The following is a 23,604-nucleotide window of genomic DNA, read 5'->3' on the forward strand; positions in this document are numbered from 1 at the left end:
CCCTCATCGCACCTCTCCGATCCGCTGCGCGGCCGCGGGGGGCCGCAGTGAGCTGGGCGCGTCCAGACCGGCGTCGGCGTCGACGCCCACCCCGAGCCGGTCGACCAACTCGCCGCCGAGCCAGGCGCTCACCCCCAGGATGGCCAGGGCGACCACCTCGATGGCGATCAGCGCGCCGCCGGCGGCCCGGGACTCGGCGTTGAGCCGGACCGCCCAGACCGCCGCGAAGAGGAGGATCACCGCCAGGTTCGCGGCGGCGTGGGTGAGCGCCACCCGCTTGGCGCGGGTGCCGGCCGGGATGGCGAGCAGGTCGAACGCGCCGGCGACCGCGGCGAGCAGGCCGCCGACCAGACCGACGGCGATGTTCCAGTACGCGACCTCGCCGAGCACGTCAGGCCCGCCGACGGTGTCGGCCACGTCGAAGAGGACCGCGGTGACCAGCAGGCCGACCGGGAACATCACCAGCATCGGATGGACGGGATGGCCCAGCACCTTGAGTCGGCTCTCCATCTCCGGCCTCCACTGGTCGGTGCGCCGCGTCGGGTGAGGCGGTACCCCCCGCCCCGAGGGGCAAACCTCGCGCTGGTCACGCTCTCCTAGGCTGGCGGGCGGGGCCACGGCGCGGTGGTCCGCCCACAACGGTCAACGCCCCGGGGAGGATCACGTGACGGTGGAGATCACTTCGGCAGAGGAGCTGCGCGAGTTGCTCGGCACGCCGCACGCGCGGGCCGCCAACAAGGAGCGCACCCGACTGCACGAGCGGGACCGCGAGTGGCTGGCCGCGTCACCGTTCTGCCTGGTGGCCACCGCCGGCGCGGACGGCAGCTGCGACGTCTCGCCGAAGGGCGACCCGCCCGGGTTCGCCCTGGTGCTCGACGAGCGGACCATCGCGGTCCCGGAGCGACCGGGCAACCGGCGGGCGGACGGCTACCGCAACATCCTCGAGAACCCGCACGTCGGGCTGATCTTCATGATCCCCGGCCGCACCGACACGCTGCGGATCAACGGGCGGGCCCGGCTGGTCCGGGACGCTCCCTGGTTCGACGACCTGGTCGTCAAGGGACACCGCCCGGTGCTCGCCGTAGTGGTGGAGATCGAGCAGATCTTCTACCACTGCGCCAAGGCGTTCCTCCGCTCCGAGCTGTGGAGGCCGGAGACCTGGCAGCCGGACGCCCTGCCGTCCCGGGCGCGCCTGATCAAGGAGGTGGAGGCGCCCGCCGAGAGCCTGGCCGACCTGGAACGCCACTACGGCCCCGACTACATCAAAACCATCTACGCCTGACCCCTGCACAGTCCCCGCGATCTTGCACTTTCGGCCCCTCAAACGCGGCATTCATCCCGAAATGCCGGGGCAGGAAGTGCAAGATCGCGGGGGGTCGCGACTTGCTAAAGGTGTCTTTATAAAGATAGCTTTAGCGTATGACGCTGCCCCGGATGAAACTGACCGATCCGAAGGCGCTGCGCGGCTACGCCCACCCGCTGCGGATGGCCCTGATCGGGCTGCTGCGCACCCAGGGCCCGATGACCGCCACCCGGGCGGCCGAGCAGCTCGGCGAGAGCGTGCCCAGCTGCTCCTTCCACCTTCGCCAGCTCGCCAAGTACGGCCTCGCCGAGCGGGCGCCCGGCGCCGACGCCCGGGAGCGACCCTGGCGTGCCACCGCGCTCGCCACCTCCTGGGACGACGACTCGGACGACCCGCAGCTGCGGGCGGCCACCGACGAACTGAGCGGCGCTCAGCTCGCGCTCTACACCCGCCTGGCGCAGGAGTCCCTCGCCCGACGCCCCGACGAACCGGCGGCCTGGCGGGCCGTCACCGGCTTCGGCGACCAGTCGCTCTACGTCACCGCCGAGGAGATGGCCGAGCTGCAGACCCGGCTCGACGCCCTGCTCGCCGAGTACGACGACCGGATCACCGACCCGTCCCGACGACCGGCCGGCTGGCGCCGGGTGAGCCTCATCCAACTCGCCGTGCTCTCACCGGTCAGAACCGGCGCCACCGCCGGCGGCGACGTGGCGCCCGGACCCGCTGCGCACACCAGCCCTGCTGCCGACGACGGCACACCCACCGGCCCCGCCACCGGCCACGGCGCACCCATCGGCTCCGCTGCCGACGATGGCACGGCGGTCGGACCCGCTGCCGGCGGCGACGCAGCCACCGGCGAGGGCGGCACGGCCGGACGGGGTGGCCCCCGATGAGCGGTGACGTGCCCGGCCCTCCGGTCGCCGCCCCCACCGCGCCCGCCATCCCCGGCGCCGCGGTCCAGGAGGGCACCGGCGCCGCCGCCGGAGTTCAGGACACCGTCCGGGCCGCCGCCGGCGCGCAAGAGACCGTGGGGACCCCCACCGGCACCCCGACCGCCACCGCCGGTGTGCCGGTCCGTGGCGGCTGGCTGCCCCGGCTCCTGCGCGGGGCGATGTTCCGCCGGTACTGGTCCGCGCAGACCGTCTCGTACTTCGGCGACGAGATCTCCACGCTGGCCCTGCCACTGCTGGCCGTGCTCATCACCGACGCCGGGCCCGCCCAGATGGGCTATCTCACCGCCGCCGCGCTCGCGCCGAACCTGCTCTTCTCACTGGTCGCGGGCGCCTGGGCGGACCGGCTCCACCACAAGCGGCGCCTCATGATCCTCAGCGACCTCGGCCGGGCGCTGCTGCTGGCCACGGTCCCGGCCGCATACCTGCTGGACCTGCTCACGCTGCCCCAGCTCTACGCGGTGGCCTTCGCGATGGGCACGCTCGCGGTGCTGTTCGAGGTCGCCCGCGGTCCGCTCTTCGTGTCCCTGGTGGATCGGCCCGACTACGTCGACGCGAACACCCTCATCAACGGCAGTCGGGCGATGGCCCTGGTGGCCGGGCCGAGCATCGGTGGTGTCCTGGTGCAGTTGGTCACCGCGCCGATCGCCCTGGTCGTCGACGCGGTGTCGTACCTCGTGTCCGCGTACTTCCTGGGGCGGATCCGCCCGACGGAGCCGGCGCCGGCCCGCGGCCGCGGTCTGGGGATCGCGGCCGGGCTGCGCTTCATCGCCCGGACGCCGATGATGCGCGCGATCGTGCTTGGCACGACCACGGTCAACCTGTTCAACTTCATGTTCGCCGCGCTCTTCGTGCTCTACGCCACGCGGGACCTGCACCTCTCACCCGGCCTGCTCGGCGCGGTGCTCGGTGGGGGCGCGGTGGGCGGTCTGCTCGGCGCGGCGGTCACCGGGCGGCTGACCCGCCGGTTCGGCATCGGACCGATCCTGATCGCCGGGTTCGTGCTCTTCCCGGCTCCCCTGCTGCTCGTCCCGCTGGCGGGCGGGCCGACGCCGATGGTCCTCGGGATGCTCTTCGCCGCCGAGTTCCTCTGCGCGATCGGGGTGATGATGCTCGACATCGTGACCGGCTCGGTGCAGACCGCGCTCACCCCGGAGTCCATGCTGGCGCGGGCCACCGGTGTCCGGCGCACCATCAACTACGGCATCCGGCCGATCGGGGCGCTGCTCGGCGGGGCGCTCGGTGCCGCCCTCGGCGTACGCGAGGCGCTCTGGATCGCCACGGTCGGTGCGCTGGCCGGGGTGCTCTGGGTGCTCTTCTCGCCCGTCCGCCGTCTGCGCGACCTGCCCGAGCCCGCCGACGGGTGACCGTGCGCGCCTCCGCGACCGTCGCCGAGGCGCATCGAGATCCATGTTTGCCGATCAGCCACGGTGGACATCAGGAGGCTCCCAGCAGACATTCAGGGAGGGACCGATGAGTCAACCGTCGTACACCGAGCACGACCGGCCGACATCCAGTGCGCCCCAGGCCGGCGGCACCAACGTCATGGCGATCCTGTCGCTGGTCTTCGCATTCGTCTTCTCCCCGGTCGGGATCGTGCTCGGCCACGTCGCGAAGAAGCAGATCCGGCGCACCGGCGAGCAGGGCGACGGCCTCGCCACCGCGGGCCTCGTGCTGAGCTACATCTTCACGATCCTCGGCGTGCTCGGGTTCATCCTCGTCTTCGTGGCGGCCATGAACAGTCCGACAACCGCCTGACCACCCGGGGCGCGGAGCGGACGCACGACGTCGCGGCACGGCCCCGCGCGGGCGCACCCGGTGACGCCCGCGTACCACGGCGGGGCCGTGTCCGCGGCGCGCGTCGCCCCGCGCCGCGGGACACCCGTCGGTCGGGCGTGGCTCGCTCCGACAGCCCTTCTCGTCGGCTGACCGGTAGGCCCGGCACGCCCGCCGGCTGGCGCCGTGGTGCGCTCCGGAGGCCGCCCGCCGGCTGGCGCCGTGGTGCGCTCCAGAGGCGGCCCGCCGGCTACGGCTGGCCGGTCGGGCCGAGCCCGAACAGCTCCCGACAGGCGTCCAGCCCTTCGACGGTCACCGGCAGTCGATCGGTCGCCAGCCAGTCCTGCCGCGTCAGACGCAACCGCTGCGAGACCCGCACCTCGCCCTGCACCGCGTCGCGGCTGATCCCGTCCGGCCGGTAGCCCAGCCCGCGGGAGATCGCCAGCGGGGCCGGGTTGTCGGTGAACGATTCGGTGACGGCGTGCTCGGCGTCGAGATCCGCGAAGGCCAGATGCAGCATCGCCGCGCGCATCTCCCGGCCGATGCCACGTCCCTGGTGCTCCAGACCGAGCCAGGACGCGCTGCGCACCTCGCGGAGCACGGCGAAATTCCGCCCATGCATCTGCTGCACACCCACCGGCCGGTCGTGCTCGAAGACCGTCAGTTGCAGCGTCCACTCCTGCGGCGTCCACTGTCCGCGGGTCTGCCACTGCCACTGCACCACTTTCCGCCCCAACTCCCGTGGCGGCAGGTCCGTCCAGGGGGTCAGGAAGGGCCGTTCGTCCGGCCGGTGGATGCCGCGTACGGCCAGGTCGGCCAGGTCGGCGAGCTCCTCCTGGGTCGGCAGCCGCAACTCGAGCCGGTCGGTGCGCACGCGCAGCCCCAGCAGGGGCCAGTGGTCGACGATCACGAGGCATTCTGACGCCGGGGCGCCGCGCGCCGCACCTCGATTGATCTCCCGCTCAGCTCTGCCGCCCGGCACGACCACCAGCGGCTCCGGATGTCAGGTGTGCCATCCTGAGGCGCATGTCGAGCCACCCCTTCGCCGACACGCTGGAGCCGCCGTACGTCGCGGTGATCTTCACGTCCGTCCGCACGCCCGGAGACAACGGGTACGCGGTGATGGCCGCGTCGATGGAGGAGCTGGCGAGGGGGCAGCCCAGCTTCCTCGGGATCGAGTCCGCCCGCGAGGACGTCGGGATCACCGTGTCGTACTGGTCGGACCAGTCGGCGGCGCAGGGTTGGAAGCGGGTCGCGGCGCACCTGGTCGCCCAACGGCGCGGCCGCGAGGTCTGGTACGCGGACTACCGGGTCCGCGTGGCGACGGTCGAGCGGGAGTACGGCCGCGACACCTCGTCGCTGGACGCCGACCGCTGACGCGGAGGCGGGGCGCTGAGGCAGAGGCCGGGCGCTGAGCGTGAGGCCGGCGCTGAGGCGGAGGCGGGGCGCCGACGCGGAGGCGGGGCGCTGACGCGGAGGCCGGGCGCTGACCGACCGCGCTGACCGACCGGGAGCCGGCCGATCTCGCCACCGGCCTGCTTGTTCGGCGCCGCGGTCGGAGGCCGCCACCGCCGACGGCTCACTCCGGCCAGCCCACCGGGTTGCTGACCGACTCGCGGGAGATCGCGGAGCCCGTCTCCGGCCAACCGCCGAACCGCTCCTCGTGCAGGTGCGCGAAGAAGTAGCACATCTCCTCGCAGTCGGCGTCCAGCACCGCCATGGCCGGGTCGGCCTTGACCGCCGCGTAGAACTGCTCACCGACCGCGACGATGAACCCACGGGCGTAGAGGAAGCCGTCGTCCGAGCCGTCGGTCACCTCCTGGATGTCGGCCCGGTCGATGTCGTAGAGCTTCCGCTCCACCACCCGGTCGAGGTCGGTCAGCTCGACGCTGGACAGGCCGTCGGTCAGGTCGCGAAGGTTGGCGAGGAACGGGTCGAGCCAGTCGTCGAGGGCGTACAGCCTCGCGTCGTCGGCCTCCGGGTCGACCATCGGGTCGCGGTCGATCAGGAGGCGGCGCAGCGCGGCCGGCTCGTCGCCGAGCCGCTGCCACGCGGCCTCGACGAGGGCCCAGAACCGCGCCTCGTCGGCGATGGTCGGCATCGCGCCGACAGCGTCCACGGTGTTAGTCACGGCGGCAGGTTAGCCAGCGGCACCGACAGGAATCGGGGCGCGGACGATGAGCGCGGCTGTCCCGCGCCCGCTTCGGCGCAAGGTTTAGCGAACCGGCAGTCGGGCAAGCGCGCCGGGATGCCTGGGACTGCGAGAACCTGCCGGAGACAGCGATGAGCGACGCAGCATCCCGCCACCGCGACAACGCGGTCGAGGCGCGAGTGACCATCGAGCGCCCCGTGGCGGACGTCTTCAGCTTCTACCGTGACCTGGAGAACCTGCCCCGCTTCCTGGGAGACGTCCTGGGTGTGGAGCGGACCGGCCCGGCGACGTACCGGTGGACGATCGAGGGTCCGCTCGGCGTCCGGCTGCGGTCCACGGTGAGGCTGACCGAGGAGCGCACGAACGAGCTGATCCGCTACGAGACGCGCACCGCACCCGGGATGAGAACCGAGTGGGCGGTCCACTTCGCTCCTGGATCCGGCCCCACCCGGACCGAGGTGCACGAGGTGCTGACCACGCCCCTCGGCAGGCTGGGCCACGCCGCGCTGATCCTGATCGGGAAGCCGCCCGCCACCGAGGTGGCCGCGAACCTGCGCCGGCTCAAGCAACTCCTGGAGACGGGAGAGGTGACCGACACCGACCACGCCGTCGCCGGCAAGTTCGGCAGACTGTCGTGATGACAGGTTGATTCCTGCCGGCCGGGGTGCGCCCAGAGCGGCGGCGTTCGGCAGGATGACGGGGTGACCCATGACGTCGAGGACGAGCACGCGGCACCCGGCTGGGATGCGATCGACGCGGCGCTGAGCCTGCTGTATCCGGGGGTGGAACCGCGCCACGTCGGCTACCTACCGCCGGCGGCGTTCAGCGCCAATCTGCAGGGATGCTCGTCCTATCCGGCCGCCGGGCACTGGCACTACGTGACGTACGGGCTGAGCGAGCTGTACACGCCGGGGCCCGACGACGACCGGGAGTGGTCGGGTTGGGGCTTCGAGCTGACCCTGCGAGTGGTGCGGGGCAGCGAGGACGAGGCGCCCGGTTGGCCGTTCACCGTGCTGAACCACCTCGCCAACTTCATCAACGGCCAGGGCGTGCTCGTCGAGGACGGGCACCGGATGGACCTGCGGCAACCGGTCACCGGGCATCCGCACACCGACGGACCGGACACGGGACTGACCGTCTTCGCGTTCACCGTCGACCCGCAGTTGGACACCATCGACACCCCCAATGGAAAGGTGACCTTCTACCAGGCGGTCGGGGTCACCCCCGAGGAGAAGACACGCATGCAGCAGGCGAGCACCCGGCAGGTGCTCGACCAGATGACCGGGTCGAATCCGCTGCTGGTCACGGATCCGGCGCGGGCCTGACGGCCCGCGCCGACGACCTAAACACCCCCGTGTATGAATGGCGACAGCCGCGACACCACCAGTTTTTCCCCGACGGCTTCCGCCCCGGTCGATCAAGCCCGGTGAGCATCCTCTTCAGTCGTTTACCGTGGCTGGAATGACCGACCAAGGTTGGTTGGCGGACACCCGGGTCTCCTACGACACGGTCGCGGCCAGCTACGCCGCACAGGTGCGCGAGGCTCTCGCCAACGAGCCGTACCTGCGCGGGAGCCTGGCGTTGTTCGCCGACCTGATCCACGCCGCCGGCGGCGGGCCGGTGGCGGACGTGGGCTGCGGACCGGGACACGTCACCGCCCACCTGCACACCTTGGGCGTAGACGCCTTCGGCATCGACCTCTCACCCGCGATGGTCGACGTGGCACGGCGCGACCACACAGGCCTGCGGTTCGACGTGGGCTCGATGACCGACCTGGACCTCGCCGATTCCTCGGTCGCCGGTCTGCTCGCCTGGTGGTCGCTGATCCACGTCCCCGACGACGCGGTGCCCACGGTCCTCGGTCACTTCTGGCGCGCGTTGCGAGCCGGCGGGCTGCTGCTGCTCGGCTTTCATGTCGGCGACGGATCGCGGCTGAAGACACAGGGATACGGTGGCCACCCGATGAACGTGCACGTCCATCGTCGCCGGCCCGACCAGATGGCGGCCTCGCTGCGCGACGCCGGGTTCGCGGTCGAGACGCAGATGCTGACCGACCTGGATCAAAGCGTCCCCGGAGGCCTCCTTTTCGCGCGCCGTCGGCCCTGACGACGGGCTTGCGCGCTTCTCGTGCGGTGGGTCATCGGCTACGGCGTGTCACGATGCTGCTCAGCGCCGTGCTACTGGGCACGGCCGGCCTGGGCGTCGGCTCCTGGTGGGGCGGCGAGGATCTGAAGCTGAGGGGCATCTGTGGTTGCTGATCTGGCATCCGGGCTGCGGTTCGCCGCACAGCCGGTCGTGAGCGTCTTCGTTCCGGGCACTCCGGCGGTGTCGCCGAACTTCGACTTCGGCGGCATGGCGCCGGTCGAGGTGCAGCGGTATCCGCTCGAGCGGGACGATCCGGATTCGTTTCCGTACTCCCGCGTCACCGAATACGATCTTGTCCTCGATGAACTGCCGGCCGACCTCCACGCCTATCTGATTCATTGCGTGCGCTGCGGGAGACAGCGTGGTCTGGCTCGGATTCGAGGGCTCGCTCCACTTCGACCACATCCTCACCGACGTGATCGCGCCGCAGATCTACGGCGTGTGCGCGCCTGGCATCGAGCCGGTCGTGGCCCCGGACCTGGAGACTCTCAGGACGCCGGCCTGGCGGTCACTGATCAGTTCATTCCGGAGCCGGCTAGCCAGCCAAGCCGACCGCATCCGGCGATGGATTAGCCGCCTCCGCAGCGCCAATGGCTCTCACGGCCAGGCATCGGAGACGCTTCGTCTCCCCATCGTGGCCGAGCTTCTGCGGTCGCGTTCTGGTTGCTCTCCGGGCCAGCACCACGACTATCGGCTGCCCCAGATCGTCGGCCAGTCGCGCCAACCGTTCCAACGCTCAGGTTGGGGTGCTGTGCCGTGCAACAGAGGCTGGTGCCGGGGTCGTATATCCGGGTGTGGGTACGCAGCTTGGCGGGGAGGGTGGCACAGGTTTTGGAGTTCGACGACTACGTGCGGGCGCGGGGTGCAGCGCTGGTGCGTCTGGCGCGACTGTTGACCGGCGACCGGCATCGCGGTGAGGACCTGGTCCAGGAGGTGCTGGCGCGGGCGTTCGCGCGCTGGAATCACATCTCGACTGTGAACCCGGAGGCGTACCTGCGGCGGATGCTGGTCAACGCTTCGATCACGCGCTGGCGGCGACTGTCGAGCCGCGAGATCGTCATGGTGGACACCGGCGATTCCGCCAGCCAGGTGGATCTTGAATCAGAGGTTGTCGAGCGCGACGTCTTGTGGGGTTACGTCCGGCAGTTGCCCGCCAAGCAACGGGCCGCGGTGGTACTGCGCTACTACGAGGACCTTGACGATGTGTCGATAGCGGGGTTGCTCGGTTGTTCGACGGTGACCGTGCGTACGCAGGTGAAACGGGCGCTTGCCACGTTGCGGGGCAAAGTGGGTGCTGATGTGGCGCTGTACACCAAGGAGGGAACGCGATGACTGACCTGGATCGAGCGCTGCATGAGACGTTGGCCCGTGTCGCCGATGAGGACGTGCACGTCGAGCGGCTCCTCGCCGGGGCTCGCACGGCGGGCGTCCGCTACCGCCGGCGGCGCCGGTTCGGTATCGCGGCGAGCGCGGCGGGTCTGCCGGCCGTCGCTGCGGCGGTGGTGCTGTCGCTGACGGCGGCGCTGAGCCCGAGCGCCGGCTCGGGGGTGGGGCCGGGGTCGTGGCCGAGCGTGCCGACGCCGACGGCGAAGCCGACGCCGACCGCGAAGCCGACGCCGTCCGCGCCCTCGAGAAGTACTTCGCCGAGGGCAGTGTTGCCGACACCGCCGCTCGCTGCCGGTGCCGCTACGGCGATCGACTCGGCGGATGAAGTCGGCCGGCCGCTGCTGCTGCACCTCAGCTTGGCCCAGTTGCCGTTCCCGGTCATTGACGCCCAATACCAGCAGCTGGTCGAAGAGCGACAGGAACGTCTCGCATTCTTCGGCGTCGACGACAACGGTGAGCAACGAGAGCTCGTGGTGCGGGTCGGGGCCGACACGAAGGATTGGGAACCGCTGGCCGGTGACCGCGAAGCCGTCCGCGTCGCCGGGCGATCCGGCACGTTCGCCCTCGACAAGATCGACGACCGCCGGTCCGCCGTGCTGCGCTGGCGGGCCGCCAACGGCCTCTGGCTACAGGTTGCGGGGGCGCGAGACAAGACCGATGCGTTGACGGTCGCGGCCAGCGTACGGCTGGATCGCACCTACCGGTGTGTGGCGCCGTACCGGCTGCGCTCGCTGCCCGCCACGATGAAGCCGGAGAGCTGTTCAGTGGTGTTCAGAGGCACCACGGCCACCAGCATGCTGAGCGTGAGCAACGGAACGTTCCATATCCTGTTCACCACCGAGTCCGGCCCAGTCACCGACGCCAACGAAACAATCGGCGGCCGGCCGGCCCGGGTCGTGGAGCATCCCGGAGACGGCGGCGCCCACATCATGGAGGTGGCAGCCGACCAGGGCGACGGCGTGCTGTCGCTGACCGCCTCCGGCCGCTACGACCCCACGCTGGTCCGACGGATCGTCGCCGAGTGCGACTGGACAGGCGGCGAGGACCCGGCGACCTGGCCCATTGATCCGTTTACCGGCGATCGGTGACCGGAGCCAGGTTTTTGGAGGGCACCGTTGACCCGTTGCAGGCCATGCACGACCCCCACCAGACGCATCCTTGGTGGGGGTTGTGCATGGCCGGTCGGTTCAGGCGATCTTGCGGCGGTAGGCGGCCATCGCGAACGCGTAGGCGATGACCAGGATTCCGGCGCACCAGGCGAGCGCGATCCAGATGTCATTGCCGACCGGCTGTTGCTCGAACAGTGCTCGGATGGCGTTGACGATGGCGGTGACCGGCTGGTTCTCGGCAAAGGCTCGCACCGGGCCGGGCATCGTCTCGGTGGGGACGAACGCCGAGCTGATGAACGGCAGGAAGATGAGCGGATACGAGAAGGCGGACGCCCCGTCCGGGGTGGACGCGGTCAAGCCGGGGATCACTGCGAGCCAGGTCAGGGCGAGGGTGAACAGCGTGAGTATGCCCGCCACGGCGAGCCAGGCCAGCAGCCCGGCGGAGGAGCGGAAGCCGATCACCAGCCCGACTCCGATGATGACCGCCACGGACATGCTGTTGGACACCAGAGAGGTCAGCACATGGCCCCACAGCACAGATGACCGGGCGATCGGCATCGAGTGGAACCGCTCGAAGATGCCGCTCTTCATGTCCATGAACAGCCGGAATCCCGTGTACGAGATGCCGCTGGCAATCGCGATCAGCAGGATGCCGGGCATCAGATAGTTGACGTAGTTGTCGGTGTTGGCCTGGATCGCGCCGCCGAACACATATCGGAACAACAGTAGGAACGCGATGGGCATGATCGTAACGGTGATGATGGTGTCGAGACTGCGGGTGACGTGCTTGATCGAGCGGTCGAGCATCACGCCGGTGTCACTGAGAACGTGGGTGGTCATGGTCAGGCCTGCTTTCCGACGACGGAGAGGAACACTTCCTCGAGAGTGGGCTGCCGTTCCACGTACTCGACCTTGGCCGGCGGCAGCAGTTTCCGGAGGTCGGCCAGGGTGCCGGAGACGATGATCGTGCCCTCGTGCAGGATCGCGATCCGGTCGGCGAGCTTCTCGGCCTCTTCCAGGTACTGCGTGGTCAACAGCACCGTCGTCCCACCGCCGGCGAGCTTCTGAATCTCGTTCCATACCTCGATGCGGCCCTCTGGGTCGAGGCCGGTGGTCGGCTCGTCGAGGAAGATGATCGGAGGGTCACCGATGAGGCTCATGGCGATGTCGAGCCGCCGGCGCATGCCTCCCGAGTACGTCCCGACCCGGCGCCTGCCGGCGTCGGCTAGCCCGAACCGCTCGAGCAGCTGGTCCGCGGTCTCGCGGGGGTTGCCGACCCGGCGGAGCCGGCCGACCATGACCAGGTTCTCCCGGCCGGTGAGGATCTCGTCGACGGCGGCGAACTGCCCGGTCAGGCTGATCGATTCGCGCACCCGCAGCGGCTCGGACCCGACGTCGAACCCGTGGACGCTTGCCGTGCCGCCGTCCGGCTTGAGCAGGGTGGACAGGATGCGCACGATCGTGGTCTTGCCGGCGCCGTTCGACCCGAGCAGCGCGAAGATGCTGCCGCGCGCCACCTCGAAATCGACGCCCTTGAGGACGGGTAGTTCCTTGTAGGACTTGCGCAATCCGTTGACCCGGATCGCCGGGCTGGCTGTTGCCATGTGCCGCCTCCTGTGCTTGGGCAGGGGTCATCGCCGGGCGGGCCGCCGTCGGCTCCGTCCGTGATGCGGGACGTGTGTGATCGACGGGCGAGCCGGCGGCTCGTCCGTGGTTGGTCAGGCGTGGATCAGATGTCGAGGTCCTCGATCGTCGGCTCGTGGACGGCGTCGAGAACCAGCTCGTAAAGCTCGGTCGGGATGATTCCGCGCAGCGCGTCGAGGTCGTCGGCGATGCGCAGGCTGGAGTCGGCGGGAATGCGTGTCCAGGATTGGTTGGCGCTCCAGTCACCGACCCAGGCGCGCCAGCCGGTGCGGTACTTCTCGGCGTTCGGTCCGGTGTTCACCTGCGCCTCGGACCGCTCGAGGTGAACGACGTACTTCTCGCTGCGGGTGCGGTAGACCCGATAGGTCTCGTCGCGCTCGTTGCCGGTCCGCTCCATCTCGGCCAGCAGCACGCCGGAGAACCGCTGTTTGCGGCCGAGCCCGGGCCCGACGCGCACGACGACATCGTCGTATCCCTGCTGCCGGCCCTCCTCGACCTCGACGTAGCGACGCAGTGCGGCGGCGATGGCCGCCGACAGGGTGCCGCCGGCGAGCTCCTGGGCGCGCTGAAAAAGCGGCAGGTCGTCGTCGGACACGTAGATGGTCTTGTTGGGCATGACCTGACTATACGCACACCTATACGTACACGCAACGCTGGAGCTATCGGGTGAGCGACTCCTGATAGACGTCGGCGTAGGTGCGCGAGTCCTTGATCAGGTCATCGCAGAAGGCGGCGACGTCAGTGCCCGTGACTTCCAGAACGCCCTTGCCGGCTGCGACGCCCTCCTCGAAGAAGTCGACGATTCCAGGGAGCAGACCCCCGTCGAGCAGGTCGGTCGGCCCGACCTTGAACAGGTAGCGCTGCATCTCCTGGTAGACGATCCGATAGTCGGGCGGGAGAGCCTTGACCCGGGCGACGTGCGCCCGCCACTGCTTCTTGCCCTCGATGATGTCCTGGATGCTCACGTCAGCCTCCTAGCCGGGCCAGTTTGCGTGCGACATTCCGGTTCAACTGCTCCCGCCACCGGTCGCGGTAATCGCGGGCCCCCGCCCCGCCGGCCAGTGCCGTCGAGAAGCCGGCAATGTCGTCGCCGAGCACCTCGTCAATGCGCTGCCCGTCGGCCGCGGCTTCCTCGAGCAACCCGAGAGCGGCCTCGGCGATCGGGGTCAGGTTGCGGCCCGTGAAGCTCCCGTACGGGAAGAGGTGAGCCACGATCTGTCCCCACGCGGCCTGATAGTCGGCCGGCAACGCCTGCGCCCGGCCTTCGAACGCCTTCCACTCCCGGGTCAGATCGCTGCCCGTGATGGTCTCCCAGAAGCTCATGCCCCGCCCTCCTTAAGTTTGTCGATCCGTGAGGAGACGTACTGCCATTTCGTCCAGAACGTCGCGAGCTCCTCGCGCCCGGCGTCGTTGAGCGTGTAGAACTTGCGCGGCGGACCCACCTCGGACGGCCGCTTCGACACCTGGACGAGCCTGTTGCGCTCCAGGCGCAGCAGGATGGTGTACACCGTGCCGTCGATGACGTCGGCGAAACCGAGTTCGTTCAGGCGGCGCGTGATGGCGTAGCCGTAGGTCTCCTCACGGCCGATGATTTCGAGCACGCAGCCCTCAAGCGTGCCCTTCAGCATCTCGGTCAGATCCTCCACCGCAGCCCCCAATCCGGTATCTAGTAGCACCGGGTACTGGTATACGGTAGCACTGAGTACCGCTAGGCGGTAGTACCGAGTACTGGAGATTTCTGCCGGTCAGGCGGAAGCGGTAGCCCGAGCAGGCTCGGCGAGAAGGCGGGTCCAACCGCGCAGGCCCCGGTGGAACCGGGCGGCCCGTCCCCGCCGGAAGAACCCGCGGCGCAGCAGGTCCTCGAAAGTTCCCCGTCGCACCGGGGTCCTGGTCAGACCATCGGCGACGCCTGGTCGTGTGGCGGAGTTTGCGGGCGGCGACGCAAATCCTCATCGATAGAGACGATGCCCTACGAGTTCAGGTTGCCCATGTCGCCTACCTGGTCAAATGTTGATTGAGCTGCGGATCTACCTTCCGACATCTCTCACTGGCGATGATGGCGATTCGGCGTCTTGAGGACTGGATGAGGACTGCGGGGGTCTTGGCAGAGGCGCTGTCCTTTCGATCTATAGGATCAGGCCAGGCAACTCGCGGAGGTGGCTGGGGGGCGATCTGTCGATGGAACCCCGATCCCTCGCCGATGCAACGGCACGGTGACCCTTGATGACGACGAAACAACGCACTGCAGCAGCGCCGGTTGCCCCGGCACCGAATGGGGGCAGGGCGACATCGATGCCTGCTGGGTAGATCAGTGCGTGCACTCCCCATCCGGCCCCGCATGGAGCGACTCGTTGTAGGGCTCGCTACACGGTTTAGGAAGTGTGGACACGGCCGACACTCGCGGAGCGCCGACCTGGCTTGACCTGCGCCGCCATGCCGGCCGCCACGTCCAGGAGCTGACCGCCGTTGACCCTCAGGTCCCGTCCCATCGGGCACGCGACGGCACGCCCGCACTTCCCTGCCTTGCAAAGATCAATACTGTTGTCGGCTGGTGTCGGCCGCTGCCGCTGACCTGCTCGACTTGTCGGCTTCCGTCGCTCGCCACTCCTGCTTTTCGGCCGGCTTGGCTGCATGGTTGGCTGTACAACGAGGCTACGGATGGGGTAGCAGGCACCTCGTACGGTTGACGGGGTGTTGTTCGAGCCGGTGACTGCGGAGCTGTCGTTCGAGGACGACGGGAACGAGCTGATCGGCGATTTCGTCCGGCCGCCATGGCCGGGTCCGTGCCCGGCAGTGGTCTTCGTCGAAGGTTCTGGTCCGGGTGGTCGCAACCAGGGGCCGTGGCAGACGAGGCTTGCCGCCGCCGGCTTTGCGAGCCTCGCCTATGACAAGCCCGGTTCTGGAGACTCAACGGGCGATTGGACCCGTCAGACCATGGCCGACCGCGCTGAGGAGACTGTGGCTGCGGTCCGGGCGGTGAGAAGCCGCGAGGACGTGCTATCCGGTGCGGTCGCGCTGATCGGCGGCAGCCAGGGAGGCTGGGTGGCTCAACTCGCGGCGTCAGCCGACGACAGGATAGCGGCGGTGGTGACGGTGTCAGGTCCGGGCGTGAACGCGCGAGCTCAGGAGGAGTACCGGCTCCGCCACCAACTCGCGGCGGAGGGCTTCAGCAGCGCGGACATCCAGCAGGCGCTTGTTCTGCTACGCGACCAGGTCCAGCGGGTTCAGTCAGGCGACGACCCCGCGCGAGTGCACGCCGCGCAAGCGCACTGGCATGCCGCCCCCTGGTATCCGCTACTCGCTGGAACAACACCCCGGTCCATCGCATTCATCGCGGGCATCGCGGACTACGACCCTGCCCCTGCACTGGCAGCTCTAAATTGCCCGCTGCTGGCAATCTTCGGCGCAGATGACCTGCTGGTGCCGGTAGAGGCGAGCGTGCGCGCCATCAGCAACACCCTCAAGGACGCTGGCCATACCGATCACGCGATGGTGGTCTTTCCCGGTGCTGACCACAACATTCGCGTCTACACGGGCAAGGGACCCGCGCAGGTCAAGCAGGGTCGCTACACCCCTGCCGAGAGGGCTGCGGGTTTCGACGAACTCATCGTCACCTGGCTACAGCGCCGCTTGCCGCTGGGACCTGATCTCCTCCTCGGGCAGTCGTAGATCTTCCGGCTTCCCCGGACGGGGACAAGGTGGAGCGCCCTGCCGGACGTACGACCTTCGTCCCCGTCCGGTGAAGCTGGTAGCCCTTGTGGTGCCCGGCGAGGTGATCCGCGCGGCTGATCTCTGAGGAGGGCCGGGGTTCGGGGCGGAGCCCCGAGGTCTTGTAGTCCTGGTCGTCCCCAGGCATGGCCGGCCGGCCCGGCCGATGCCGGCCGGAGGTCGCCAGCAGGCCGGGGCCAGGCCGGCGCCGCCTTGACGTGTACGCGGGACTGTTCGGTGACGACCTGGACGCGGTCGCCAACCGGCTAGACGAGGCGGTCACAGCGCGGGACAAGGACTATCTAAGGACTGGCACTGCTGGCGGCGAGTTTGTCGACCTTGGAAAACGGCGAAGCCCAGGCCGGTGACCTGGGCTTCTGTACCGAGCCGCCTGACGGAATCGAACCGTCGACCTACGCATTACGAGATCAAGGTAGGCGGGTCTGCAACCTGCCCGCATGTGCAGCTACCAGCGAAGACGCTTCTCGGCATCTTTCACCGCTCCCCCGCAATCCACCGACCTCTTGCGGACTGGATGCGGACTGACCCGCTGGTCGGCACGCCCACACTCGTCCCGCGATTAGGCCCAACTGACATCGCCCTTCGGCACCGCTACACGCGCCACTCCTGTCGGTAGTCGGGGTGCTCGTAGTAGGACTGCGCCAGCACTCGGACCGCGTACGCGAGACCAGCGAAACGCTCGTCAGAGGGGTCCATCGCCTCGTACTCCCGTGCCAGCATCTCGACCAGGTCGAGCATCGGCAGGTGGCTGTCGAGCAGAGCTTCACCGCCGAACCGGTGGGCCACCTCGGCATAAGCATGGTTGTCCGCCTCGTAGCGGGCATGAAGGAACCGCAGGAGATCTTCCATCCGCCGATTCTCGCGCGCCGCCACGCCGCTTACTCGCTGCCATCCCGTCTGCCGCCGACCCACACACCGTGGAGCGGGCCAGGGCCAGGGCGACAAGGTGGAGCGCCCTACCGGACGAACGACCTTGTCGCCCTGGCCCTGGTCTGCTCGGCTCTGCCTGGGTCGGAGGGCGTGCGGCTGCCTCGGGTGGTTCGGGAGGAGCCGGTGTTTCTCGACCACGACCAGGTGGCGAGGCTCGCGGAGGCGTGCGGGCGCTATAGGTTGCTGGTGCGGGCCCTCGCCTACACCGGGCTGCGGTGGGGTGAGGCGTCAGCGCTGCGGGTGTCGCGGCTGGACCTCCTGCGGCGTCGGGTGACGGTCGCCGTGGCGTTCGCCGAGGTTGGCGGAGAGCTGGTCGAGGGCACGCCGAAGAACCATCAGCGCCGTTCGGTGCCGATCCCGCGCTTCCTCGTCGACGAGCTGGCCGCGCACGTGGCCGGCAAGCGCCGGGACGAGCTGGTGTTCACCGCGCCAGCCGGCGGGCCGCTGCGCAACACCAACTTCCGGTCGCGAGTCTTCGCGCCGGCAGCGGCGTCGGTCGGGCTGGCCGGGCTGACTCCTCACGATCTGCGGCACACGGCCGCGAGTCTGGCCGTGGCGGCGGGTGCGAACGTCAAGGCGGTGCAGCGGATGCTTGGGCACGCCTCGGCGTCGATGACGCTGGACGTGTACGCGGGGCTGTTCGGTGACGACCTGGACGCTGTTGCCAACCGGCTGGACGAGGCGGTCGCGGCGCGGGATGCGGACTATTTGCGGACTGGCACGGTTGGCGGCGAGGTTGTCGACCTTGGGAAACGGCGAAGCCCAGGCCGATGACCTGGGCTTCTGTACCGAGCCGCCTGACGGAATCGAACCGTCGACCTACGCATTACGAGTGCGTCGCTCTAGCCGACTGAGCTAAGGCGGCAACGATCGCCAAGTGTACGGCACGCCCCGGCTACGGCCGAACCGGATACCCCCGCCCGGGCCGCCCTCGGCAAGCCGGACATCGGGTGCGATCCGGTCGGTCGCCGGACAGCATTCACGGCGGGTCGGGACTACGCTGCGGCGCGTGAGCGACGACCACCCCCGCCCCGACGACCCGGCCCGCGACCCGGAGGACTTCCCGGCCGCGGACGGCTCCGCCGCCGAGAGCAGCGCGAGCGACCCTACCGCCGGCAGCGCCGCGGGATCCCCGAGCGGCCCCACCGCCGGCGAGCCCTCGACCGGCCCGGGCGCCGGGGCCGCCAGCGAGCCGGCCGGCCACCGGGCGGCCCGCCGGCCGCGGACCACGGATCCGCTGGAGCTGGGCTTCACCCCGCGCAAGCCGGTGCCGTGGCTCGCGCCGCTCCTGCTGATCAGCACCGGTCTCCGTACGCTGCTGGCGATGCTCTTCGGGGCGTACCTGGACAAGCGGGAGCTGCAGAACTCCCTCGACGCCCGGATCGAGCGGCAGGTCGGGCCGGACGGTGGGCTCTGGCTGGACTACGTGGCCGACCTGGGCGACGGCTTCAACTCCACCTACTCGGTCGCGTACCTGTTGGCCCAGCGCGAGCTGGAGGTCGACGGCCACCGCCTGCCCCGGGCGCAGACCCTGGTGATGGGGGGCGACCAGGTCTACCCGTCGGCGGCCTACGAGGCGTACGAGGACCGGTGCAAGGGGCCGTACCAGGCGGCGCTGCCGGTCGCCCCGCCCGAACGTCCCACCCTGTTCGCGGTGCCGGGCAACCACGACTGGTACGACGGCCTGACCGCCTTCCTGCGGCTCTTCGTCCGGTCCCGGGACCGGCACTTCGGCGGCTGGGGCACCGGCCAGTCCCGCTCCTACTTCGCCGTCGAGCTGCCCGCCGACTGGTGGCTGCTCGGCCTGGACGACCAGTCCGGCTCGTACCTGGACGATCCGCAGCTCGCCTACTTCGACACCGTGGCGCGGAAGCTGGGCCCGCAGAGCAGGGTGATCCTGGCGGTGCCGGCGCCGACGTGGGTCAAGGCGGTCGACCACCCCACGGCGTACGACTCGATCGACTACTTCATCCGTACGATCATCTCGCCGACCGGGGCGCAGGTCCGGCTGCTGGTCTCCGGCGACCTGCACCACTACGCCCGGTACGCCGGCGACGAGCGGCAGCTCATCACATGCGGGGGCGGTGGCGCCTACCTGTATCCGACGCACAAGCTCCCGGAGCGGATCGAGGTGCCTCCGAAGGACACCCTCGCCCGGCGGTCCAGCCTCACCCGGCCGTACGACCTGGTGGCCCGCTATCCGGACGCGGCCCGCTCCCGGCGCTACGGCTGGGGGATCTTCCCCCGGCTGCCGCTGCGCAACCCGGGCTTCGCCACCCTGCTCGGCACCCTGCACACCCTGCTGATGCTGGCCATGGCCGGGGTGGCGGCGAACCGGGTGGGCACCACCGAGCAGCGGCTGTTCAGCGTCCCGCTAGTGGTGATGCTGGTGGTGACGCTGCTCGGCGCCGCCTTCTTCGCCAAGCCGCCCAGCGCCGGCGGGAAGCGGCACGCCCGGCACTGGATCCTCGGCGTCGGGCACGGGCTGGCCCACGTCGGGCTGGGCGCGGCCGGCACCTGGGCCTGGCTGCACCTGCCGTTCTACGACTGGCCGTGGCCGCTGCCGGTGGCCGCCGCCGCGGTGCTCTACGGCCCGGTGAGTGGGCTGGTGGCGAGTCAACTGGTGGCGGCGTACCTGATGATCGCCGGCGCGTTCGGGGTGAACGTCAACGAACTCTTCGCCGGCCAGGGCATCGAGGACGCGAAGTCCTTCCTCCGGATGCGCATCGACCCGGACGGCACGCTGACCGTCTACCCGGTGGCGGTCGACCGGGTGGCCCGGGACTGGCAGGTCAACCCCGACCAGACGCCCACCGCCTCCTGGCTGACCCCGAAAACCCCACTGACCCCGCGCCTGGCCGAACCCCCGATCACCCTCACCTGACCCGCCCTCTCCGCGTTGATCATGAAGTTGTTGCCCCGACACGCCGACGCGGAGGGCAACAACTTCATGATCAACGCGGAGGGCCGGTGAGGGCGGGCGCCTGCGAAGGGGGTCAGGCGTTGTAGTGCTGGTCGTGGGCTTGGCGGGGGCCGCAGACGGAGGCCCGGGAGCAGGAGCAACGGGAGCCGTCGGCGTCCAGCCGCACGGTGACCGAGTCGCGGGGCACACTGTGGCCGACCACCCGGCCGTCACCCTCCGGGCTAGAGACCCGGGTGCCGATCGCCGGCGCGGACTCCTGGAACCGCTGGTAGAGCGGGTGCTCTTACTTGCTCGGAGACAGCATTACTCGATTAAGGATTTCGTCGACGACGCTCGCGAGAGGTGCCGTGGCGTCGATTACGGTACCGCTTCTCGGAATGTCTTCCTTCGTTCGATGCAATCGGGCGATGAGTTCGCGTTCCGCCGGTCTTCCGCCCCACTCGTCTTGCGGTCGCCCGTCAAGTCGCCCATTCAAGGTGTGCAGGTCGACGTCAAGGACAAAGACGCCATCAAACAAATCGATGAACTTGTGAAAGTTCCGTGAACCCCCGCAGAAGAAGGTCACCGGCTCGTCGTGGTTGGCGACCAGAGCTCTCACGTCATCCACGTGCCAGATGTGGTGCTCGTGCTTGAGACCGTCCGACGGCTCACCAGTCTCCGGGTCACCTTGATAAGCCAGTTCTCGGTCACCATTGATGGCATGATAGCCGCGCCGCTGCAACTCTTTGCAAACCGAAGTCTTGCCGGTGCCGGAGACGCCTTCAATCAGATAGTTCCTCATGCCCATCGCTGGATGATAACGAGCAAGGGTGAGACAAATGCTGTCCCGCACGGCTGCTCGGTCATCTGAGGCGGGATCACAGCCGTGAGCGACGAGGCACGTCGATCAACGCGCTGCGCCCTCCGGACCTGATTGGTCACGGCTTTCGTAGGCGCGGCGGGAGCCGCAGACGTCGGCGCGGGAGCACATGGAGCGCGAGCCGTCGGCGTCCAGGCGGACGGTCACCGCGTCCCTCGGGACGCTGTGGCCGACCACGCGGCCCTCCCCTCCCGGCGTGGTGACGCGGGCGCCGATCGCCGGGGCGGACTCCTGGAACCTGGAGTACAAAGGATGCTCGTACTTCAGGCAGCACATCAGTCGGCCGCACGCCCCGGAGATGCGCAGGGGGTTGAGCGGCAGATCCTGGTCCTTCGCCATCCGGATGGTCACCGGCTCGAAGTCGGTGAGGAACGTGGCGCAGCAGAGGTCCCGACCGCAGGAACCGATGCCGCCCTGCACTCGGGCCGAATCGCGGGCGGAGAGCTGACGCAGCTCGACGCGGCAGTGCAGGGTGGCGCCGAGGTCACGGACCAGCGACCGGAAGTCCACGCGGTGCGGGGCGGTGAAGTAGACCGTCGTCCGCTCACCACCGCCGCTGCTCTCGCCGGAGCCGAGCACGTGGTCGACGGCCACCACCTTCATCGGCAGGCCGTGCGCCCGGATCAGCTTCTTCGCGGCCACCTTCGCCTCGGCCTTACGCCGGCGCAGCGCCTCGTCGCGGCGCAGGTCCTCCTCGCCGGCCAGACCGGCCAGCTTGGGGAAGCCGTCGGTCTCCTCGGTGACCCACTGCGCGGCCCAGACGCACTCCGCCACCTCGGGCCCGTCGTCCGTGGGCACCAGCACCCGGTCGCCGACCTGCGGACGCAGCTCGCCGGGGTCGAGGTAGTAGAGGCGCCCGTACCGGTTGAAGCTGACCGCACAGAGCATGCCCATGCCCCCACCCTACGACGGACCGGCGGCCGGAGGCGGGCCGGGCGTCGCCGGACGACTACACCGTGCAGCCATCCACGACGGTCGACTCGACCGACCCGCCGGCCAACCCGTCGTGCCGTTGCCCCTCGCCCGGACGGCTGAATCCGGGCTGGCGCGGGCGACAAACGACCGGCGGAGGCGTTGAGTGGAGGCAGACCTGCGGGGGGTGCAGGGGGAAGCCACGGCGTCGCTGCCGGTGCCCGGTTCGGCCGGGCGCTCGAGCGCGACGCCGTCGGCTGTCCGGCCCCTGGGCCTGGTGGACCGCTACCAGCCGACCCGGGTCGGGGTGTCGTCGCGGGAGCGGCCGGCCACCGGCGGCCGCCAGGTCGACTCGGCGAGGCTGGGCGCCCACTCACGCAGCAGAGTTTCGGCCCCGTCGTACGCGACGCAGAGCACGGCCAGCACCCGGGCGGCGATCTCGGCCGCCTCGCCGACGCCCGGACCGGCCGGCCCGGAGCGGGACGCCGCACCGGTCACCATCGAGGTCGCGGCGACCACCGCGACCGCCTCGGCGGAGCGGAGCACCTCGGTGAGCGCCCGGGCCAGCGCGAGGCGGCTGCCCTCCACCCAGTCGGCCAGCGCGTCGGCGTAGCCGGCGGTGGACTCCAGCCGGCCGACCAGGCTCTCCGGGCCCTCGTCCAGGTGGTGCAGCAGCGCCGCCCGGGCCTGCCCGTACGCCTCGGCGGCCGGACCGGACCAGAGCACCTGGTCGGTCAGCGCGGCCGAGACGTCGTCGTAGCCACGGACCAGCCGGCGCACCGCGTGCCCCGCGCCCGCCAGCGGCACGGGACGCAGGTCGAGAAAGGTGCGCACCGCCTCACCGGGGAGCACCTGCATCCGGCGCAGCAGCGGCCAGACCCGGTGCGACTCCGGGGCGCCGGCGGCGAGCAGGGTGTCGACGCGACGCAGCAGGTCGAGGCCGGGCTCGGCGAGCCGGTCCAGCGCGTCCATCACGCCTCCCCGGCGAGCCGCAGCCCGGCCGCCCGGTCGCTGTCGGCGTAGCCGTCGGCCGCCTCGCGGACTGCGGCGGCGACGGCGCTGAGCCGGCCGGCGGCCGCGCGGGCCTCCCGCGACCGGTGGTCGGTGGCGGCCGCCCACTGCCGGTGCAGGGCCCGGCCGACCTCACCCGGACGCCCGAGCGCGTCGACGCCGAACGCGGCCTGCGCCGGGTCGCTCGCGGTGACCGTGTGGGAGAGGGTCGTGAGGGTGGCGCTCGCCTGGTCGAGGCGGGCGGTGAGGGCGCGCAGGGTGTCCATGTCAGGCTCCCGCGAGCGGTCGGTAGGCGGTGAAGGTCTCGTTGTGCAGCTTCTCCCGGGCCCACACGGCCGCGTCGGCGGCGGCGGTGACCGCGGCCTGCACCGAACCGGCCACGTTGCGGGGGTTGCGGGCGTGCAGGGGGCCGAGGAAGCGGACGTCGGTGATCCGGCCCCCGGCCGTCACGACGACCTCGACCAGGCCGTCGGGCGACCGCACGGTGACCTCCACCGTCGACACCGCCTGGTCGAACTCGGCCTGGAGGGACTCGATCCGGCGGTAACGCCGCACCGCCTCCTCGATCCAGGCCTCGTCGATCTCCCCCCGTGGCATCGGCGGACTCCTCCCGGGACTCACCATCACTGGGCGTGTCGTCGCCGTCACCACGGCATTCCCGGACCGTACCGCACGGCAATCGGAGCTGTCGATGCCTGTGGATGAGCGGTCCGGCGGGCGGGACCGCGTGGGCACGCTTCGGGCGGGCAAGCACCGGGCGGCGCGACGCCCAGGC

Annotated in this window: 28 protein-coding genes, 1 tRNA gene and 2 pseudogenes; 14 read left to right on the forward strand and 17 right to left on the reverse strand. The window is 70.2% G+C overall.

The features are described from left to right. Window positions 1-3 precede the first annotated feature (3 nt). The gene (locus O7603_RS19330; protein WP_281571210.1) at window positions 4-510 is read right to left on the reverse strand and encodes a DUF2231 domain-containing protein; all 507 of its coding nucleotides are present in this window, start codon (window positions 508-510) and stop codon (window positions 4-6) included. Window positions 511-664: 154 nt separating this feature from the next. Here O7603_RS19330 and O7603_RS19335 point away from each other — a divergent pair, with 154 nt between their 5' ends. The 4 genes and pseudogenes from O7603_RS19335 to O7603_RS19350 form a co-directional block, all read left to right on the forward strand. Beyond that, the gene (locus O7603_RS19335; RefSeq protein WP_281571211.1) at window positions 665-1,282 is read left to right on the forward strand and encodes a pyridoxamine 5'-phosphate oxidase family protein; all 618 of its coding nucleotides are present in this window, start codon (window positions 665-667) and stop codon (window positions 1,280-1,282) included. A 152-nt stretch (window positions 1,283-1,434) separates the two neighbouring features. After that, window positions 1,435-2,196: a helix-turn-helix domain-containing protein gene (locus O7603_RS19340; RefSeq protein WP_348651026.1), complete on the forward strand. Its 762-nt coding sequence runs from the start codon at window positions 1,435-1,437 to the stop codon at window positions 2,194-2,196. Window positions 2,197-2,414: 218 nt separating this feature from the next. After that, window positions 2,415-3,620 (forward strand): MFS transporter, encoded by a 1,206-nt coding sequence (locus O7603_RS19345; RefSeq protein ID WP_281576737.1) that lies wholly within the window; start codon window positions 2,415-2,417, stop codon window positions 3,618-3,620. Between the two features lie 154 nt (window positions 3,621-3,774). Beyond that, window positions 3,775-4,011, forward strand: a pseudogene (locus tag O7603_RS19350) (DUF4190 domain-containing protein); the annotation flags it as partial. A 268-nt stretch (window positions 4,012-4,279) separates the two neighbouring features. Here the strand turns inward: O7603_RS19350 and O7603_RS19355 are convergent. Next, window positions 4,280-4,939 carry a GNAT family protein gene (locus tag O7603_RS19355; protein WP_281571212.1) on the reverse strand — a complete coding sequence of 220 codons (660 nt, stop codon included), beginning with the start codon at window positions 4,937-4,939 and terminating at the stop codon, window positions 4,280-4,282. Between the two features lie 116 nt (window positions 4,940-5,055). On the opposite strand from O7603_RS19355, the gene O7603_RS19360 reads away from it, so the two are divergent. Continuing rightward, window positions 5,056-5,406 carry an antibiotic biosynthesis monooxygenase gene (locus O7603_RS19360; protein WP_281571213.1) on the forward strand — a complete coding sequence of 117 codons (351 nt, stop codon included), beginning with the start codon at window positions 5,056-5,058 and terminating at the stop codon, window positions 5,404-5,406. A 202-nt stretch (window positions 5,407-5,608) separates the two neighbouring features. On the opposite strand, the gene O7603_RS19365 is transcribed toward O7603_RS19360, so the two are convergent. Next, entirely contained in the window at window positions 5,609-6,160 is a 552-nt protein-coding gene (locus tag O7603_RS19365) for a hypothetical protein (protein WP_281571214.1), read from the reverse strand. 152 nt (window positions 6,161-6,312) lie between these two features. Here O7603_RS19365 and O7603_RS19370 point away from each other — a divergent pair, with 152 nt between their 5' ends. The 6 genes from O7603_RS19370 to O7603_RS19395 all read left to right on the forward strand — a co-directional run bounded on the left by O7603_RS19370 (window position 6,313) and on the right by O7603_RS19395 (window position 10,800). Then, window positions 6,313-6,819, forward strand: coding sequence for an SRPBCC family protein (locus O7603_RS19370; RefSeq protein ID WP_281571215.1), 507 nt, complete (start codon window positions 6,313-6,315; stop codon window positions 6,817-6,819). A gap of 63 nt (window positions 6,820-6,882) precedes the next feature. Next, window positions 6,883-7,506 (forward strand): suppressor of fused domain protein, encoded by a 624-nt coding sequence (locus tag O7603_RS19375; RefSeq protein WP_281571216.1) that lies wholly within the window; start codon window positions 6,883-6,885, stop codon window positions 7,504-7,506. A 136-nt stretch (window positions 7,507-7,642) separates the two neighbouring features. Beyond that, window positions 7,643-8,287, forward strand: a complete 645-nt coding sequence (locus O7603_RS19380) for a class I SAM-dependent methyltransferase (protein ID WP_281571217.1) — start codon at window positions 7,643-7,645, stop codon at window positions 8,285-8,287. Window positions 8,288-8,428: 141 nt separating this feature from the next. Further along, complete coding sequence (locus tag O7603_RS19385) at window positions 8,429-8,899, forward strand: hypothetical protein (RefSeq protein WP_281571218.1); 471 nt, start codon at window positions 8,429-8,431, stop codon at window positions 8,897-8,899. Between the two features lie 258 nt (window positions 8,900-9,157). After that, the gene (locus O7603_RS19390) at window positions 9,158-9,658 is read left to right on the forward strand and encodes a SigE family RNA polymerase sigma factor (protein WP_281571219.1); all 501 of its coding nucleotides are present in this window, start codon (window positions 9,158-9,160) and stop codon (window positions 9,656-9,658) included. Further along, window positions 9,655-10,800 carry a hypothetical protein gene (locus tag O7603_RS19395; RefSeq protein ID WP_281571220.1) on the forward strand — a complete coding sequence of 382 codons (1,146 nt, stop codon included), beginning with the start codon at window positions 9,655-9,657 and terminating at the stop codon, window positions 10,798-10,800. Before O7603_RS19390 ends, O7603_RS19395 begins: the two co-directional genes overlap by 4 nt. 99 nt (window positions 10,801-10,899) lie before the next feature. Here the strand turns inward: O7603_RS19395 and O7603_RS19400 are convergent, their stop codons facing one another. From O7603_RS19400 to O7603_RS19425, 6 genes are all read right to left on the reverse strand, one after another. Beyond that, window positions 10,900-11,661 (reverse strand): ABC transporter permease, encoded by a 762-nt coding sequence (locus tag O7603_RS19400; protein WP_281571221.1) that lies wholly within the window; start codon window positions 11,659-11,661, stop codon window positions 10,900-10,902. A 2-nt stretch (window positions 11,662-11,663) separates the two neighbouring features. Continuing rightward, entirely contained in the window at window positions 11,664-12,425 is a 762-nt protein-coding gene (locus tag O7603_RS19405; RefSeq protein ID WP_281571222.1) for an ATP-binding cassette domain-containing protein, read from the reverse strand. 125 nt (window positions 12,426-12,550) lie between these two features. Next, on the reverse strand, window positions 12,551-13,060 hold the full coding sequence (locus O7603_RS19410) for an EXLDI protein (protein WP_281571223.1): 510 nt from the start codon (window positions 13,058-13,060) through the stop codon (window positions 12,551-12,553). Between the two features lie 64 nt (window positions 13,061-13,124). Further along, complete coding sequence (locus O7603_RS19415) at window positions 13,125-13,430, reverse strand: DUF1048 domain-containing protein (RefSeq protein WP_281571224.1); 306 nt, start codon at window positions 13,428-13,430, stop codon at window positions 13,125-13,127. A gap of 1 nt (window position 13,431) precedes the next feature. After that, window positions 13,432-13,788, reverse strand: a complete 357-nt coding sequence (locus O7603_RS19420) for a DUF1048 domain-containing protein (RefSeq protein ID WP_281571225.1) — start codon at window positions 13,786-13,788, stop codon at window positions 13,432-13,434. After that, window positions 13,785-14,111 carry a PadR family transcriptional regulator gene (locus O7603_RS19425; protein ID WP_281571226.1) on the reverse strand — a complete coding sequence of 109 codons (327 nt, stop codon included), beginning with the start codon at window positions 14,109-14,111 and terminating at the stop codon, window positions 13,785-13,787. The genes O7603_RS19420 and O7603_RS19425 overlap by 4 nt, the downstream gene beginning before the upstream one ends. A gap of 1,045 nt (window positions 14,112-15,156) precedes the next feature. Here O7603_RS19425 and O7603_RS19430 point away from each other — a divergent pair. Further along, on the forward strand, window positions 15,157-16,134 hold the full coding sequence (locus tag O7603_RS19430; RefSeq protein ID WP_281571227.1) for an alpha/beta hydrolase: 978 nt from the start codon (window positions 15,157-15,159) through the stop codon (window positions 16,132-16,134). A 651-nt stretch (window positions 16,135-16,785) separates the two neighbouring features. Here the strand turns inward: O7603_RS19430 and O7603_RS19435 are convergent. Further along, window positions 16,786-17,043, reverse strand: a complete 258-nt coding sequence (locus tag O7603_RS19435) for a DUF6221 family protein (RefSeq protein WP_281571228.1) — start codon at window positions 17,041-17,043, stop codon at window positions 16,786-16,788. Between O7603_RS19435 and O7603_RS19440 the strand changes: the two genes are divergently transcribed. Further along, window positions 17,017-17,898, forward strand: coding sequence for a site-specific integrase (locus O7603_RS19440; RefSeq protein WP_281571229.1), 882 nt, complete (start codon window positions 17,017-17,019; stop codon window positions 17,896-17,898). The two genes, O7603_RS19435 and O7603_RS19440, sit on opposite strands and share 27 nt — an antisense overlap. 17 nt (window positions 17,899-17,915) lie before the next feature. On the opposite strand, the gene O7603_RS19445 is transcribed toward O7603_RS19440, so the two are convergent. Next, window positions 17,916-17,989: transfer RNA gene (locus O7603_RS19445), tRNA-Thr, on the reverse strand. A gap of 144 nt (window positions 17,990-18,133) precedes the next feature. On the opposite strand from O7603_RS19445, the gene O7603_RS19450 reads away from it, so the two are divergent. Then, window positions 18,134-20,008: a metallophosphoesterase gene (locus O7603_RS19450; protein WP_281571230.1), complete on the forward strand. Its 1,875-nt coding sequence runs from the start codon at window positions 18,134-18,136 to the stop codon at window positions 20,006-20,008. Window positions 20,009-20,120: 112 nt separating this feature from the next. Here the strand turns inward: O7603_RS19450 and O7603_RS19455 are convergent. The 6 genes and pseudogenes from O7603_RS19455 to O7603_RS19480 all read right to left on the reverse strand — a co-directional run. Beyond that, window positions 20,121-20,330 (reverse strand): annotated as a pseudogene (locus O7603_RS19455) (regulatory iron-sulfur-containing complex subunit RicT); the annotation flags it as partial. Beyond that, on the reverse strand, window positions 20,331-20,834 hold the full coding sequence (locus O7603_RS19460; protein WP_281571231.1) for an AAA family ATPase: 504 nt from the start codon (window positions 20,832-20,834) through the stop codon (window positions 20,331-20,333). 99 nt (window positions 20,835-20,933) lie between these two features. After that, window positions 20,934-21,800 carry a regulatory iron-sulfur-containing complex subunit RicT gene (gene ricT, locus O7603_RS19465; protein ID WP_281571232.1) on the reverse strand — a complete coding sequence of 289 codons (867 nt, stop codon included), beginning with the start codon at window positions 21,798-21,800 and terminating at the stop codon, window positions 20,934-20,936. Window positions 21,801-22,103: 303 nt separating this feature from the next. Further along, complete coding sequence (locus O7603_RS19470; RefSeq protein WP_281571233.1) at window positions 22,104-22,790, reverse strand: hypothetical protein; 687 nt, start codon at window positions 22,788-22,790, stop codon at window positions 22,104-22,106. Further along, window positions 22,790-23,095 carry a hypothetical protein gene (locus O7603_RS19475; protein ID WP_281571234.1) on the reverse strand — a complete coding sequence of 102 codons (306 nt, stop codon included), beginning with the start codon at window positions 23,093-23,095 and terminating at the stop codon, window positions 22,790-22,792. Before O7603_RS19475 ends, O7603_RS19470 begins: the two co-directional genes overlap by 1 nt. Window position 23,096: 1 nt before the next feature. Continuing rightward, the gene (locus tag O7603_RS19480) at window positions 23,097-23,426 is read right to left on the reverse strand and encodes a YbaB/EbfC family nucleoid-associated protein (protein ID WP_281571235.1); all 330 of its coding nucleotides are present in this window, start codon (window positions 23,424-23,426) and stop codon (window positions 23,097-23,099) included. Window positions 23,427-23,604 lie beyond the last annotated feature (178 nt).

Source organism: Micromonospora sp. WMMD812 (genome assembly GCF_027497215.1).
Taxonomy (GTDB): Bacteria; Actinomycetota; Actinomycetes; order Mycobacteriales; family Micromonosporaceae; genus Micromonospora.

Coding starts and splice junctions, on each gene's coding strand:
- O7603_RS19330 (WP_281571210.1), bottom strand. CDS start 510: ATGGAGAGCCGACTCAAGGTGCTGGGCCATCCCGTCCATCCGATGCTG.
- O7603_RS19340 (WP_348651026.1), top strand. CDS start 1,435: ATGAAACTGACCGATCCGAAGGCGCTGCGCGGCTACGCCCACCCGCTG.
- O7603_RS19345 (WP_281576737.1), top strand. CDS start 2,415: ATGTTCCGCCGGTACTGGTCCGCGCAGACCGTCTCGTACTTCGGCGAC.
- O7603_RS19360 (WP_281571213.1), top strand. CDS start 5,056: ATGTCGAGCCACCCCTTCGCCGACACGCTGGAGCCGCCGTACGTCGCG.
- O7603_RS19370 (WP_281571215.1), top strand. CDS start 6,313: ATGAGCGACGCAGCATCCCGCCACCGCGACAACGCGGTCGAGGCGCGA.
- O7603_RS19380 (WP_281571217.1), top strand. CDS start 7,643: ATGACCGACCAAGGTTGGTTGGCGGACACCCGGGTCTCCTACGACACG.
- O7603_RS19395 (WP_281571220.1), top strand. CDS start 9,655: ATGACTGACCTGGATCGAGCGCTGCATGAGACGTTGGCCCGTGTCGCC.
- O7603_RS19400 (WP_281571221.1), bottom strand. CDS start 11,661: ATGACCACCCACGTTCTCAGTGACACCGGCGTGATGCTCGACCGCTCG.
- O7603_RS19405 (WP_281571222.1), bottom strand. CDS start 12,425: ATGGCAACAGCCAGCCCGGCGATCCGGGTCAACGGATTGCGCAAGTCC.
- O7603_RS19420 (WP_281571225.1), bottom strand. CDS start 13,788: ATGAGCTTCTGGGAGACCATCACGGGCAGCGATCTGACCCGGGAGTGG.
- O7603_RS19440 (WP_281571229.1), top strand. CDS start 17,017: ATGAAGGAACCGCAGGAGATCTTCCATCCGCCGATTCTCGCGCGCCGC.
- O7603_RS19435 (WP_281571228.1), bottom strand. CDS start 17,043: ATGGAAGATCTCCTGCGGTTCCTTCATGCCCGCTACGAGGCGGACAAC.
- O7603_RS19460 (WP_281571231.1), bottom strand. CDS start 20,834: ATGGGCATGAGGAACTATCTGATTGAAGGCGTCTCCGGCACCGGCAAG.
- ricT (WP_281571232.1), bottom strand. CDS start 21,800: ATGGGCATGCTCTGTGCGGTCAGCTTCAACCGGTACGGGCGCCTCTAC.
- O7603_RS19470 (WP_281571233.1), bottom strand. CDS start 22,790: ATGGACGCGCTGGACCGGCTCGCCGAGCCCGGCCTCGACCTGCTGCGT.
- O7603_RS19475 (WP_281571234.1), bottom strand. CDS start 23,095: ATGGACACCCTGCGCGCCCTCACCGCCCGCCTCGACCAGGCGAGCGCC.
- O7603_RS19480 (WP_281571235.1), bottom strand. CDS start 23,426: ATGCCACGGGGGGAGATCGACGAGGCCTGGATCGAGGAGGCGGTGCGG.